Genomic DNA, 12909 nt, shown 5'->3' with positions numbered 1-12909 from the left:
AGTAAGCCTTACTCTCGCAGGGGTGGCGTGGCCGCACAGGTTTCTGTGGTTACAACCAATAGCTGACCGCATACCACCCGAGCACGCCCATCACAACGGTGTACGGCAATGCCATCCACACCATCCGCCCATACGACAGGCGAATCAGCGGCGCGATTGCCGAGGTCAGCAGAAACAGGAATGCCGCCTGGCCATTAGGCGTCGCCACGCTCGGCAGGTTGGTGCCGGTGTTGATCGCAATCGCCAGGGCCTCGAAGTGCTCACGGCTCATATGGCCGGACACAAACGCCTGCTTGACCTCGGTGATGTAAATGGTTGCAACAAACACGTTGTCGCTGATGGCCGACAACAGGCCGTTGGCAATGAACAACATGCCCGGTTGCTGCTCTGCGGGGAGGGCCAGCACCCACTGAATCAACGGCGTGAACAACTGCTGATCGTGGATCACCGCAACCACTGCAAAGAACACCACCAGCAGCGCGGTGAAGGGCATGGCGTCCTTGAAGGCATTACCAATGCGATGTTCGTCGGTAATGCCGGTGAATGCCGTGATCAGCACAATCACCATCAACCCGATCAACCCCACCTCGGCCACATGGAAGGCCAGGCAGCCGATCAGGATCAGCGCCGCCAGGCCCTGGACGACCAGTGCAGCACGCTGGCGAGAAGTGCGCTCGGCGTTATCTTCTGCGGCATAGTTGGCCAGTACGGCGCGCACGTTGTCCGGCAACAGCGTGCCGTAGCCGAACCAGCGCAGCTTTTCCAGCAGCACGCAGGTCACCAGGCCCGCCACCAGCACCGGCAAGGAAACCGGGGCCACTTTGAGGAAGAACTCGGCGAAGTGCCAACCCATCTCGTGGCCAATCAGCAAGTTTTGCGGCTCGCCCACCAAGGTGCAAACACCGCCCAGTGCTGTGCCGACGGCACCGTGCATCAACAGGCTGCGCAAGAAGGCGCGAAATTGCTCGAGGTCATCGTGATGCAGTTGCGGCACATGACGGTCGTCGGAGAAAGCGCTGTCCAGGCGCGGGTCATGGCCCGAGGCCACGCGGTGGTACACCGAATAAAAGCCCACCGCTGCGCTGATGATCACGGCGGTCACGGTCAGGGCGTCGAGAAAGGCCGACAGAAACGCCGATAAAAAGCAGAACAGCAGCGCCAGCAATGCCTTGGACCGCACGCCGAGCAGCAGCCGGGAGAACAGGAACAGCAGCAAGTCTTTCATGAAGTAGATACCTGCCACCATGAACATCAGCAGCAGGATTACCGGAAAGTTGTGCACCAGTTCGTCATACAACGCCTGGGGTGTGGTCATCTTCAGCAGCAGCGCTTCAATCAGCAGCAGCCCCCCCGGCATCAGCGGATAGCATTTAAGCGCCATGGCCAGGGTAAAAATGAACTCCAGGACCAGCAACCAGCCCGCCACCACAGGGCCGACCGTCCATAACACCACAGCGTTGAGAATCAGAAAGCCGACGATGCTCGCCTTGTACCAGCGGGGAGAGTGCCCGAGAAAATTGTGCGCGAACGCCTGGGCCATTGAACCGGACATCGGCTGCTCCTTGTATTAAGAAGCGCGCAACTTGCCGTAAGACCAGCGGAATATCAAGTGCAGGAAAAGTCTCCGCGCGCCATTCACCCCAGGTAGCGCGCCACAATCGCCCGGTAATTGCCGTCGAGCGAATAACCCCCAACGACAATCGCGCCATCTGTTTGTGCAGTCAGTGAAGTCGCTGTGTCCAGGCTGCGACTCAGCCGGGTGCGGACCCAGCCGAGGCCATCACCGAACTGGTGATCCAGTTGCCCATCCGGCAGATACCGGGCCAGTATGAAGTCAGCCTCACAGCCTCCAAGCGTCGCACCAGCGGCCAGGGTGCAGCCGTCGGGCAAGGCCAGGGCCGCTGTCCATTGACAGCCACTGCGGCCGATCTCCAGCAGTCGCGGCTGACCGCCATGGCAATGACTGTCGGGACGCCCGTTGTTGTGCAACCGCAGGGACAGGCAATGCATGGGGTCCCGGCTGCTGCCTACGCACAGCAGGTCCTCGTTGTACTGCTGGACGATATGGCTGACGTGAGTGCTGCGGCCGGCACCATCGAAACTCATGAAACCGTCGACTGCGAAGTTGGTGTCCAGTTGCCCGTTGGCGTGGTAACGGGCGAGCAATCCTTCGGCGGGAAAGTTGATCGACCCACCCACCAGGATTCGACCATCTGCTTGCAGCAAGAGACTGCTGAGCCAGGTGTTCATCAGCAAGTGCCGGACGATCACAAATCCGCGGCCATTGAACGAGCTGTCCAGTGAGCCGTCACGGTTCAGGCAGATGAGCAGGCCGACATGATCGGCCAGTTCGAAATGATGATTGGCCAATAGCAGGATCCTGCCGTCCTCCTGCACCCGTAGATCGCAGGCTTCGGCGCCCGGAACGCCCGGTGGAAGCCAGGCATCACGCACGCCCACGGAAAGATTGCCGGGCAAGCGCACCACGCAGCGGCCATTCTCGCCGAAGCCCTGGACCGGTTGGCCACAGTGGTCAAACAACGCCAGGGCCGGGAGCGTGCGATGGCCGTTGAGATAGTGCAGCCCGGCCAGCAGGATGTTGCCGTTGGGCAGCACCGCGAGTTTGCCGGCCATGGCCTCGAAACCATTCTCGAACTGGCCGATGACGCTGCCTTGATCACCGAAAGACAGGTCCGCAGACCCATCGGCCAGGAGGCGTGCCAGGCCAAAGCGACTGCCCTCGGCCATTCCGACTTTGGCCGCGACGAGGATGCGCCCGCAGGCATCAATGGCGACGTCATGGGTCATGCTGCAGAGGCTGCCGGCGAAATACACCTGGGTGGTTCCGCGGGCGGCAAATGAGAGGTCGAGGCGACCGGCTTGGCTGAGTGTTGCGGGGGAGGCAAAGGCAACCTGGCTTGACATGCACGCATCTCCTTGCGAGTCGTCGTCCAGAAGTTGGCCTGGCGACCTTATAAGGAAGATATTCAAACCCTGAATGGCCAACCGTACAACTGGGAGAAATAACGGGCGGAGGGTCGCAGTGTGCCAGAAGAGTGTCTTTTTGAACCAGTGGCAAGCCTGCCAAGTAATTAGTACCTTCGCAGTACTGAACAGCCCACTGAAAGACTGGGAAGGGCGCGGATTACTGCCAGGTAATCCGCGCTGCTATCAGTGTGGCATCGACCATGATTCAAGGTTGTAACCGTCACGGCTGAGTTCTTCGCGGGCCTGTTTAAGCACACGCTCAAGTTGTGCCGGATCGGTATAGGCACTGCTTGGAATCTGTTTGCGACCAATGCTGCATTTGGTGCGGTCGATCACTGTCAGGCTGAGTTCACCGTTGCCATCTTGTAGAGACCAGGCCACACACTGGAAAGGCTGGAATGCGCGGTCTGCAATCAAAAGAGCTTCGTTGATACGGAGCGGGGCGTTCATTGGGGTTCTCTCTCTATATGCCCAATCAAGTGATCGGCCGACGGTCGGGCTTCCCGTGCGGCTGGTACTTGTACTGATGTCCTCAACCCGGCCTCGGGTCACACTGGAATCGAAGAAATTTCACCTTTCTTGCAAGAACTCGCTGTTCGGTGCTGTTTTGAAAGCTGAATGAAAGGTTGAAGTTCATTAGGTAACTAACCAAGTAGTCTTTTATAACTGTTTAGGCGAGCGCCTTATAGTCAATCGGTACAAGCAACTGTCAATTTCTTGCTAATGTTACAGCCAGGTCCGCCAAATGACTGTTTTTACTAATATTTAATCGAATTTGGCGCCAAGGAACAGTCATGAACGAAGCGCCTGCCCAACGACGTCTATTAGTGGTTGATCCTTGCGACGATTGCCATCGTTTACTGCCAGGATTGCGAGCTGTGGGCTGGGATGTCGAAAGCTGCACACTGGAAAATGCCGCCGACAAGACCTGTGATGTCGGCCTGTTGCGATTACAACCCTTTCATCTGGAACGCCCCGAGGCGGTCAAGGAACTGATTAGCCGCAGTGGCACCGAATGGATCGCCGTGCTTAACCAGGAAGTCCTGCGGCTGCAGAATGTCGGCGACTTTGTCTGCGAATGGTTTTTCGACTTCCACACCCTGCCGTTTGATGTTTCAAGAGTTCAGGTAACCCTGGGGCGCGCGTTCGGAATGGCGCGTTTGCGCGGTAAAGGCACCGTGCACATTGACCAGCCAGAACATGAGCTGCTCGGCGACAGCAAGCCGATCCGCGAGCTTCGCCGGCTGTTGAGCAAGCTGGCACCTACCGAGTCCCCGGTACTCATCCGCGGTGAAAGCGGCACGGGCAAAGAGCTGGTGGCCCGCACCCTGCACCGGCAATCCCAGCGGCACAACAAACCCTTCGTGGCCATCAACTGCGGCGCGATTCCCGAACACTTGATCCAGTCCGAGCTGTTTGGCCACGAGAAGGGTGCCTTCACCGGCGCCCACCAACGCAAAGTCGGCCGGATCGAAGCGGCGAACGGCGGCACACTGTTCCTCGATGAGATTGGTGACCTGCCGCTGGAGCTGCAAGCCAATCTGCTGCGCTTCCTGCAGGAAAAACATATCGAACATGTTGGCGGCAGCCAGCCGATACCGGTAGATGTGCGAGTTCTGGCGGCGACCCACGTCGACCTGGAAGCGGCGATCGAGAAGAAACGCTTCCGTGAGGATTTGTACTACCGCCTCAACGTGCTGCAAGTCGTCACCGCGCCATTGCGTGAACGGCATGGCGACTTGTCCATGCTGGCCAATCATTTCTCCCACTTCTACAGCCATGAAACCGGCCGCAGGCCACGCAGCTTCAGCGATGACGCGCTGATCGCGATGGGCAAGCATGATTGGCCGGGCAATGTGCGCGAATTGGCCAACCGGGTTCGTCGCGGCCTGGTGCTGGCCGAAGGTCGGCAGATCGAAGCCCGCGACTTGGGGCTGATCAGCCACCATACCGTGGTTGCGCCAATGGGCACGCTGGAGGATTACAAAACCCGGGCTGAGCGCCAGGCGTTGTGCGATGTGCTCAACCGTCACAGTGACAATCTGAGCATTGCAGCGAAGGTGCTGGGTATCTCGAGGCCGACATTTTATCGGTTGTTGCACAAGCATCAGATTCGTTAGATCCAGGAATGCAAAAGATCGCAGCCTCGTTGCACTCGGCAGCTCCTACATTGAATTGAAAATCTCTGTAGGAACTGTCGAATGCAACGAGACTGCGATCTTTTGTCTTATGTACCTCAGAAGTAGTAAGGGAATTTCAGGCTGAATGAAAAGTCCGGCGAATCGTCAGTCAGGCCAATAGCCAGGTTGGGCACGATCGTCAGCTTGTCGGTGGCCGCCAGGGTCATGCCGATGTTGAAGTTGGCCGCGTTGTAATCACTGTTGCTAATGGACTGCCAATCACCGCCATCGGGCTTGATCTTGCTTTTGCGAGCGAACTGGTCGGTGAACGAGAACGACATACTCATCTTCTCGTTCAAGGCGAACGCAATACCCGCGCCCACCTGCCAGGAGTCCCCCAGCTTCACATCGCCGCTGACCTTGGAGCCAACCTGAGGACTGATGTCGCTGAAAGAGTCCTGCATGTTGTAGGTGTACGCCAGGCTGCCGAACAGTACGGCCGGGTCAAACGTCTTGACCAGCGAGATACCCGGGGTGATCGCCCACACACCGTTACCGGTTGGCAGGTCCTCGGGTACCGAGAGGTTATCGTTGGTGGGGTCGCTGACCAGTTTGATGCCGTAGGGGTCCTTGCCGGTGGGTGCCTTGACCCGCAGCGTGACAACCGCGTCGGGGAGGTTGACCGACTCGTCCAGGAATTTGTAAGCCACGCCAACGTTTACATCGCCAATGGTCGGGTCGCGGGTGACGGTTGCATCCGACGTCACCGGGCCTGCACCACCAGCGCCGCCGGAGGAGTAAGTCGACTCTCGATAAACCACGGGAACGTTAATATCGAACTGCCAGCGTTGCGCCAGGTTGTAGCGAGCGGTCAAGTCCAGTGTCCAGTTATCCGCCTTGATACGGTCCAGGTTGATGTTGCCGAGAAAGATCGAGTCCAGCGCCAGGAAGCCATTGAGCGTCAATGCGCGAGTGTCGTAGTGGGTGTAGGTCAGGCCGGTTTCGACGCTGAACTTTCCGCCACCGAAGAAGCCACTGGCTTCGTCATACAGGTTGGAAACGCTGGGCGCTGGTTCCGAGTCTTCCTTGAGCGACTGGCCATAGGAACTGCCGGCGGTTCCCGGAGCGCCTGCAGCCACGGCCTGACCATTCCTGGTCGGGTCGGCCGGGGATTTGGTCAGGCGTCTGGGCGGCGCCGCCGCCGGGGTTTCTTCGACTTGGCGAACCCGTTGTTCGAGTACCATCAACGCGTTCTGTTGAGCTTGGTAACGCTGCTTCAACTCCATGAGTTCTTGTTTTAGTGCTTCAACCTGGGGGTCTGTCGCTGCATACAGCAGAGTGACCGGAGCCAGGCTACTCAAACAGACGATTGCTCTGAGCGTTAACGATCGGTGCATGGGTTAGCCGTCCCTTCTGACTACTTCTGATGAGACTGAGCGTAGATCAGAATCCGGCAGTGCGAAGACCTTTAAGCTGGTCCAGATTACCGGTCAATGACCCGCCTGTAGTCGCACTGTCACGCAGCACCACATTGAACGATGTGAGGTTGCGCACCTGGTTGCTACTTCCCAGCAAAGTCGTGTTCTGCGTCAGCCCACCCTGGGCCAGGCGTTGGATCGTACTGCCTTGATTGTTGTTGGCCACGATGTTGAGTTGCACACCTGTGCCGGATGAGGAAACGCTCAGGGAACCCGCGCCATTACTGCCCACCAGCGTGGTGCCTGCGGCCAGTGCCTGGCCCTGGGGTTGCATGACTGGCGCCTCGTTCGCCTTGGTAACGTTGATGTCGACATTGTTGTAGGCGGTGTTGTTGTCACCGGCCGCACGCACGACTTGAGTGACACCTTCGGTGGTGTTGAGGCCGCTGCCGCCGGTTACGGTGCCGGTGCCTGAACCCGTTGCCGCAACGGTTTGCTCGCCTGTGCCCGCAGCAGAGTTGGTGGTGCCTTGCGAACTGCTGGCACCCGGGGTTTTTTCATCGATCATCGACACATAGAACTGTGGCTTGATCGTTGATTTCTGGATCTGCATCGAGGAGGTGACCCCGATCAATTCTCCTTTGGCATTTTCCCAGGTGCTGGTCATGGCAACCCCGAAGCTGATGATCCTTCCGGGCATGACATAGCGGCCTCGCAGGCTCGCCAGCTCCTGATCCTTCAGTTCAATGGGTTTGAACGTCTGTGCCTGGGTTGGCAGGCTGGCAGCCAGGCAAACGACGGCCAGCCAGGTTGGAGTGTTCATTGGATGCTCCCGGAGCTTCATGCTCCCTTGTTATTAGAAGAAGTCGCTTTTTATGAACCCGAAATCCATCAGGTCTGCGTCTCGCACCGGGCTGAATGCATTGATACGGTTTTTGGCAGTGAGTGGTACGGGAGGGTCGAGCAAGGCGTTGTTTTTGTCGTAGCCCTGACCGATAACGGCAAAGATGATGCCGTTCCAGCCTTTGACAAAGTCTTCGACCTTGAATCGTTTATGACCCAGTACCGGATCTCCGATGTATACCCAGCCGTCGTGAACTCTTTGCATGACTACAAAGTGTTTGTAGCCACGAATGTCCAGCAGAACCACTACCGGGATTTTCACTTCGCTTAACGTCTCCGGTGCTACACGGTAGCCACGGGCGCGCATGCCGATACTTTCTACGTAACGCTTCATGTCCAGCATGGAAAAGCCCTGGACCCGGACCAGATCCTGGTCGGATTGGGCGAGCATGCCTTCGATGATCTGTTCTTCGTTCACGTCCAGCCAGTAGGCCTGGCGCAAGACGGTCGCCAGCGCAGCTGCGCCGCAACTGAAGTCGGTTTTCTGTTGTACCAGGTCGGCAAACTTGCGCTCGCGAATGCTCTGGATCGGCTTGTACACCACCGCTCCGCCGGGCAGGATCACGGACAGCGGCATTTGTGCCGCCTCGGTCATACCGGCCATGCCAAGCAAAAATGCCAAGGCGATGATGCGCATGGTTGGACGCCTTCTGGGTGTGCTGAAAAAGGCCCCCGTAAGGGGGCCTCCACAGACAACGATTAGAACGACTGGTTGGAAATCGCCAGCGAGTTGCTTTGTTGGTTGCCCACACCCGCAGCCACGTTGACGCCCAGGTTGCCGCTGCCACCGTTGACCGAACCACTGAGGGTTGCGGTGTTGGTTACAGGGTTGGCCCAGCCAGTTGGAGTCAGCACTTGATAGGAGTATGTAGTACTCAAGTCAAATGCACTGCTTTCAGCATAGCCTTTGGATTTGTCATACGCAGATTCGGACGATTTGCTGCCCGATTTTTCGTATGCAGAGGCCTGGGCTTTTTCGTAGGCCTTGTCATACGATTTTTCGAACGAAGAGTCGTGCGATTTGGTGTACGACTTGTCTACGCTGACGTCCAGCGATGCGTCGAGCGAAGCGTTAAGCGATGAACTGTTGGTCTCGCTGCCACTTTGCTCATGACGACCATAGTCACGGGTATATTCCCTGGCCGTTTCAGCAGCGGCGTCCAGAGTGGCGCTCAGTGTGGCAGTCAGAGAAGCATTCGAAGAACCGCTCGAATCGCTGCTGTGAGAGCCACTGGCATTCCAGCTGCTTGAGCCGCTGGCTGCAGAAGCCTGGGCGCCGGCCAGTTCAAAGCTCGAAGAAGCGCTTTGACTGCCATTGGCAACGGACGCATAGCCTTGAGAAGCACTACCGCTGGCCGAATTGGTGACGGTGATGGTATCCAGGCGATAAGTCCGATCAGCGTTGTTGTTCACTGTCAGGCCAGGACCGTTTTGAGTGGCGGAAGCAGTCGCGGTTGCGTTGCCCAGTGGAGCGTTGGCATTAGCAATGGCCATGGTGTTTTTCTGCTGGTTAAGGTCGCCACCAGCAATGTTGATACCCATGTTACCGCTGCCGCCATTACCCGAACCGGTCATCACGGCCGAAGAGGTGCTGCCGAAGTTGTTGACCGTGTTGTTGTTGCTGAACTGGTTGACGGTGGAGCTCGCGGAAGCAGTGCCGAACACGAAGCTGTTATCCAGACTGGAGTCCGATGCAGCGTTGGCGATTGCGGCCGCGTTGTCTTGCTGGTTGCCGTTACCAGCAGCCACGTTGACGCCGACGTTGCCGCTGGTGCCGGTAGCGGAGCTGGTCATTTCAGCTTCGTTCACGGTCCCTTCATTGCGGATGCTGTTGCCGGTGCTGCGTTGGTTGTCGATGGCATTGGCAGTAGCAAAGACAGGGATCATGGTTGGAGGAGGAGTTCTTGGGCCTCCGTTGCCGTTCCCATTGTTGCCATTATGGCCATTGTTATGACCATTGTTATGGCCATTGTCGTGGCCGTTGTTATCGTATTGCCCAGCTTGTACAGCAACAGCCATGACCGCAGCAATTGCGAAAACCAGAGGCTTTATTGCCATCGAAGGTTTCATGGTGATTCTCCGTACTTATTTTAGGTTAAGTGTTGTTATTACCTGTTTGGGTCAATCCGCGACCCGTATGCTCAGGGTGTTTCCCATTCGATTTCCCACCCCGGCACTCTGATTCAACTGAATTACCCCGCGGCTACCGGTGAAGGCCTGGTCACTGGTAGTGACCTGGCGATAGCCTGGTGCAGAGTCAGTTGGATCGGAGTTGTTGAGCAGCGCCACGTTCTGTTGCATGAGGACGCTGTCGTCGATACTTTGCGGCTGGTCACTGACGCTGATGCGCAGTGCGTTCGCCTGTTGGTTGCTGGCACCGGAGCTCTGGTTGACACCCAGTGCGCCGTTGCCGCGACTGAATGAGTTGCCCTGGATGCTGGAACTGGCATCCATTGCCGGGTCGCCACTGCTACCCAGCCGTTGGCGAATTTGCGTGGTCGCAGTGGCTCCATGGCCAATGGCGATGGCCCGGGCGTTGACCTGTTGCTGTTGATCACCGGCCGCCTGGTTGACCGTGAGGTTGCCCTGGTACTGCATGCCCGAATTATCGATCTCAGCGTTGTTGGTCACTGGAGATTGGGCAAAGGTCGATGCACTGCAAAACATGGCGATGACCAGCAGTGTGCGATTCATCCTAACGGCCTCCCGTTATGATGTTCAGAGTGCCCAGGCCTTTGGTCATACTCGAATTGACCATGTTGGCAATGCCACCGCCCGAGTTGCCCGAACGCCCGGCGGGCTGGTTCGACAGTTGGGTCTGATTGGACGTGTTGGCACCCAGGTTGTTGGTGTTCTGGGTCACCATGCGCGAGATGCTTGCACCACTGGCAACGTTGGCGAAATCGCCGTCGCTCAACTCATTCGTCTGTTTGAGAATTTGTTGCGAGGGATTGGCGTTGACTGTGGTGGGATTCGGATCGGGGATCAGCGGAGGAACGACCGCGTTGCGTGTTTGCACATCACGTTTGATCGTAATGATGCCATTGTCGGCATGTGCAGGCAGGGAGGCGCTGATTGCGAGTGCGCATCCGATCACCAACAGGCCATAGATGCGTTTATCAAATTTCCCCACGGCGGCAATTCCTTCTGTTAGTGAACGCTGGCCCTTATCAGCGTTGCGAGGGAGAGAGCAGAAGGCGTGCCGCTTTTAGATTTTCTTTAAAAAACAGCTAGTTGGATGAAAATTCAGAACTGAATAGTCGAAGGGTGTAACGTCACTGAGACAAAGTTGGGGGATATTCCCCGCCATTCAGGCAGCAGTGCTCGCTACCGGCGGTATTGGCAGGTTGTTTCAGTGACTTAACAGTTTTGCCTGCAGAACGCTGAGCCGCTTTAGCTCATGGGTTTACGCAGCACAATGTGTTTCAGGAATGGACACTTTCAGCAGAGAAGAGCAAGCGGGCCACGGCCTCGAACGCTGCATCCCTGCGCTGCTGCCAGTCTCCTTGCAGGACCTGGAAAGGCTGGTGGTGCAGCTCCAGCCACTGATGGGTGGCCTGGAAGAATGCCTGGCGTTGCGCCAGTTGCGGTTGGCAACGCTGCCCGTCATCGTGCCAGGCCACGACTTCGGGGCTGAGCAGCACATGCAGGTCATAGTGGCGTGCCAGCAAGGCCTGCTCGATCCAGGCCGGACACGCGCCGAACAATGTGTTGCTCCACAGGATGTTGCTCAAGAGGTGGGTGTCGAGAATCAACAGTGACGGTTGCTTCGCTCGAGCCTCGTCCTCCCAGGCCAGTTGGCCGTGGGCTATGGTCTCGATGTCTTGGTAGCAGGTGTCGCGGGCTTCACTGTCGATAAAATGCCGAACGTACTCGCCGACCAGCAGCCCACCAAAATGCGCCTGGATCTCGTGGGAAAGCCAGCTTTTGCCGCTGGATTCGGGACCTGTGAGCACCAGCACCTTCATGTTCGCAAGGCCAGGTCGGTGCGCCATTCACGCCAGCCCTGGATCGCGATCAGGGTAAACAGCGCGTAAAGTCCGGCCGTCAGGTACATGCCTTTATAGACGAACAGCCCGACGAAAATCACGTCCAGCAAGATCCACAGCGGCCAGCATTGCACGCGTTTCTGTGCCATCCATACCTGGGCCACCAGGCTGAAACCGGTGAGCCCGGCATCCAGCCAGGGTTGCGCGGCGTCGGTCCAGTGCGCCATGGCCGCGCCGAGAGCGAGGCTGCCAATGGCGCCCAGGGACAGACTCAAGGCGATCGGCGCCACCGCCAGCTGGCTGACCTGCCGCCCCAGCCGTTCATCACCTCCACGCGTCCATTGCCACCAGCCGTACAATTGCAACGCCGCGTAGATCACCTGAAGCAGCATGTCCGAGTAGAGCTTCACCTCGAAAAATACCCAGCTATAAAGCAATACCATGACCAGGCCAATCGGCCAGCACCAGGGATTCTGTTTGACCGTCAACCAGACGGCGATCACACCGAGGGCGGCGGCAAACAGTTCTAACCCGGACATGGAGGTTCCTTGAGGGTGGGGAGGGGAGCGGATTGTACCGGATGGGTGCGGATGTAAAAACTTCGGCTCGACACTGACGTAGAAAATTGTCGAGCCAGCAAGACTCCTGTAGGAGCGAGCTTGCTCGCGATGGTCCTGAGAGCACCGCGTTTCTCAGCAAGCACGCGTTAACGTTAACATCCATCGCAAGCAAGCTCGCTCGTGCAGGAGTTAGACGCGAAACTGCTTGAGCAACCCGTTCAACTGCTCACTCAGCCCCTTCAACCGCACACTGGCCACGCTCGATTGCTCGGCCGCCAGCGCCGTACTGTGGGACAGGCCTGCCGCCTGGGTCACGTTCTGGTTAATGTCTTCCACCACATGCGCCTGCTGCAGGGTGGCGCTGGCAATGGAGGCGTTGAGGCCGGTGAGGTTGCGCAAAGCCTGGCCTATGGCACTCAAGCTCGCGCCGGCCAGCCCTGCCTGTTCGATGGTCAGTTGCGAAGCGCGGCTGCTGTCGCCGATGACCTTGACCGCCGCTTCCGAATGATTCTGCAAGCGCTCGATCATCGACTGGATCTCGGCCGTGGATTTCTGCGTGCGCTGAGCCAGCAGCCTGACTTCATCGGCCACTACCGCAAAACCTCGGCCCTGTTCGCCGGCCCTGGCGGCTTCAATGGCGGCATTGAGGGCCAGCAGATTGGTCTGCTCGGCAATCGAACGGATCACTTCGAGCACCGTGCCGATCTGCGTACTCTCGGCGGCCAGTGTGCGGATCACTTGCACCGCCTGTTCGATGGTGCCGGACAATTTGCCGATCTGCTGCAAACTGCCATCGATATTGACCTGGCCCTGCTGCGCCTGCGACTCGGCATCGCGCATTTCACTGGCGGCATGCTCGGCATTCCTGGCCACGTCCTGCACCCCGTACGTGACCTCGTTGATCGCTGTCGCCACCAGTTCCATTTGTTGG

Annotated in this window: 13 protein-coding genes; 1 reads left to right on the top strand and 12 read right to left on the bottom strand. The window is 58.0% G+C overall.

Translation table 11 applies throughout. From position 1 onward, the window contains the following. Window positions 1-49 precede the first annotated feature (49 nt). From nhaB to AAEZ05_RS05945, 3 genes are all read right to left on the bottom strand, one after another. Window positions 50-1552, bottom strand: a complete 1503-nt coding sequence (nhaB, locus tag AAEZ05_RS05955; protein ID WP_045061120.1) for a sodium/proton antiporter NhaB — start codon at window positions 1550-1552, stop codon at window positions 50-52. Between the two features lie 83 nt (window positions 1553-1635). Continuing rightward, the gene (locus AAEZ05_RS05950; RefSeq protein WP_350646800.1) at window positions 1636-2925 is read right to left on the bottom strand and encodes a delta-60 repeat domain-containing protein; all 1290 of its coding nucleotides are present in this window, start codon (window positions 2923-2925) and stop codon (window positions 1636-1638) included. Window positions 2926-3171: 246 nt separating this feature from the next. Next, window positions 3172-3438: a hypothetical protein gene (locus tag AAEZ05_RS05945; RefSeq protein WP_045061122.1), complete on the bottom strand. Its 267-nt coding sequence runs from the start codon at window positions 3436-3438 to the stop codon at window positions 3172-3174. 344 nt (window positions 3439-3782) lie between these two features. On the opposite strand from AAEZ05_RS05945, the gene AAEZ05_RS05940 reads away from it, so the two are divergent. Continuing rightward, entirely contained in the window at window positions 3783-5108 is a 1326-nt protein-coding gene (locus tag AAEZ05_RS05940) for a sigma-54 dependent transcriptional regulator (RefSeq protein WP_045061123.1), read from the top strand. A gap of 116 nt (window positions 5109-5224) precedes the next feature. On the opposite strand, the gene fapF is transcribed toward AAEZ05_RS05940, so the two are convergent. The 9 genes from fapF to AAEZ05_RS30660 all read right to left on the bottom strand — a co-directional run bounded on the left by fapF (window position 5225) and on the right by AAEZ05_RS30660 (window position 12902). Further along, window positions 5225-6505 (bottom strand): fibril amyloid transporter FapF, encoded by a 1281-nt coding sequence (gene fapF / locus AAEZ05_RS05935; protein ID WP_205893899.1) that lies wholly within the window; start codon window positions 6503-6505, stop codon window positions 5225-5227. 46 nt (window positions 6506-6551) lie between these two features. Next, the gene (gene fapE, locus AAEZ05_RS05930; protein WP_045061125.1) at window positions 6552-7349 is read right to left on the bottom strand and encodes a fibril amyloid subunit FapE; all 798 of its coding nucleotides are present in this window, start codon (window positions 7347-7349) and stop codon (window positions 6552-6554) included. 33 nt (window positions 7350-7382) lie between these two features. Further along, entirely contained in the window at window positions 7383-8066 is a 684-nt protein-coding gene (gene fapD, locus AAEZ05_RS05925; protein ID WP_045061126.1) for a fibril amyloid maturation endopeptidase FapD, read from the bottom strand. A gap of 62 nt (window positions 8067-8128) precedes the next feature. Then, the gene (gene fapC, locus AAEZ05_RS05920) at window positions 8129-9499 is read right to left on the bottom strand and encodes an amyloid-like fimbrin subunit FapC (protein WP_350646799.1); all 1371 of its coding nucleotides are present in this window, start codon (window positions 9497-9499) and stop codon (window positions 8129-8131) included. Between the two features lie 51 nt (window positions 9500-9550). Then, a complete protein-coding gene (fapB, locus tag AAEZ05_RS05915) occupies window positions 9551-10123 on the bottom strand; it encodes a fibril amyloid subunit FapB (protein ID WP_350646798.1) in 573 nt (190 codons plus the stop codon). 1 nt (window position 10124) lies between these two features. Further along, entirely contained in the window at window positions 10125-10562 is a 438-nt protein-coding gene (gene fapA / locus AAEZ05_RS05910; RefSeq protein WP_045061129.1) for a functional amyloid chaperone FapA, read from the bottom strand. Window positions 10563-10854: 292 nt separating this feature from the next. After that, window positions 10855-11397, bottom strand: coding sequence for an AAA family ATPase (locus AAEZ05_RS05905; protein ID WP_350601102.1), 543 nt, complete (start codon window positions 11395-11397; stop codon window positions 10855-10857). Further along, window positions 11394-11957, bottom strand: a complete 564-nt coding sequence (gene pnuC / locus AAEZ05_RS05900) for a nicotinamide riboside transporter PnuC (protein WP_350646797.1) — start codon at window positions 11955-11957, stop codon at window positions 11394-11396. The genes AAEZ05_RS05905 and pnuC overlap by 4 nt, the downstream gene beginning before the upstream one ends. A gap of 210 nt (window positions 11958-12167) precedes the next feature. Continuing rightward, window positions 12168-12902 (bottom strand): methyl-accepting chemotaxis protein, encoded by a 735-nt coding sequence (locus AAEZ05_RS30660; protein ID WP_502947757.1) that lies wholly within the window; start codon window positions 12900-12902, stop codon window positions 12168-12170. Between the last annotated feature and the right edge of the window lie 7 nt (window positions 12903-12909).

It is taken from the genome of Pseudomonas sp. HY13-MNA-CIBAN-0226, assembly GCF_040310305.1.
Classification (GTDB): Bacteria; Pseudomonadota; Gammaproteobacteria; order Pseudomonadales; family Pseudomonadaceae; genus Aquipseudomonas; species Aquipseudomonas gregormendelii.
Note: the sequence above shows the minus strand (reverse complement) of the source record. Positions and strands in the feature narration are given on the sequence as shown.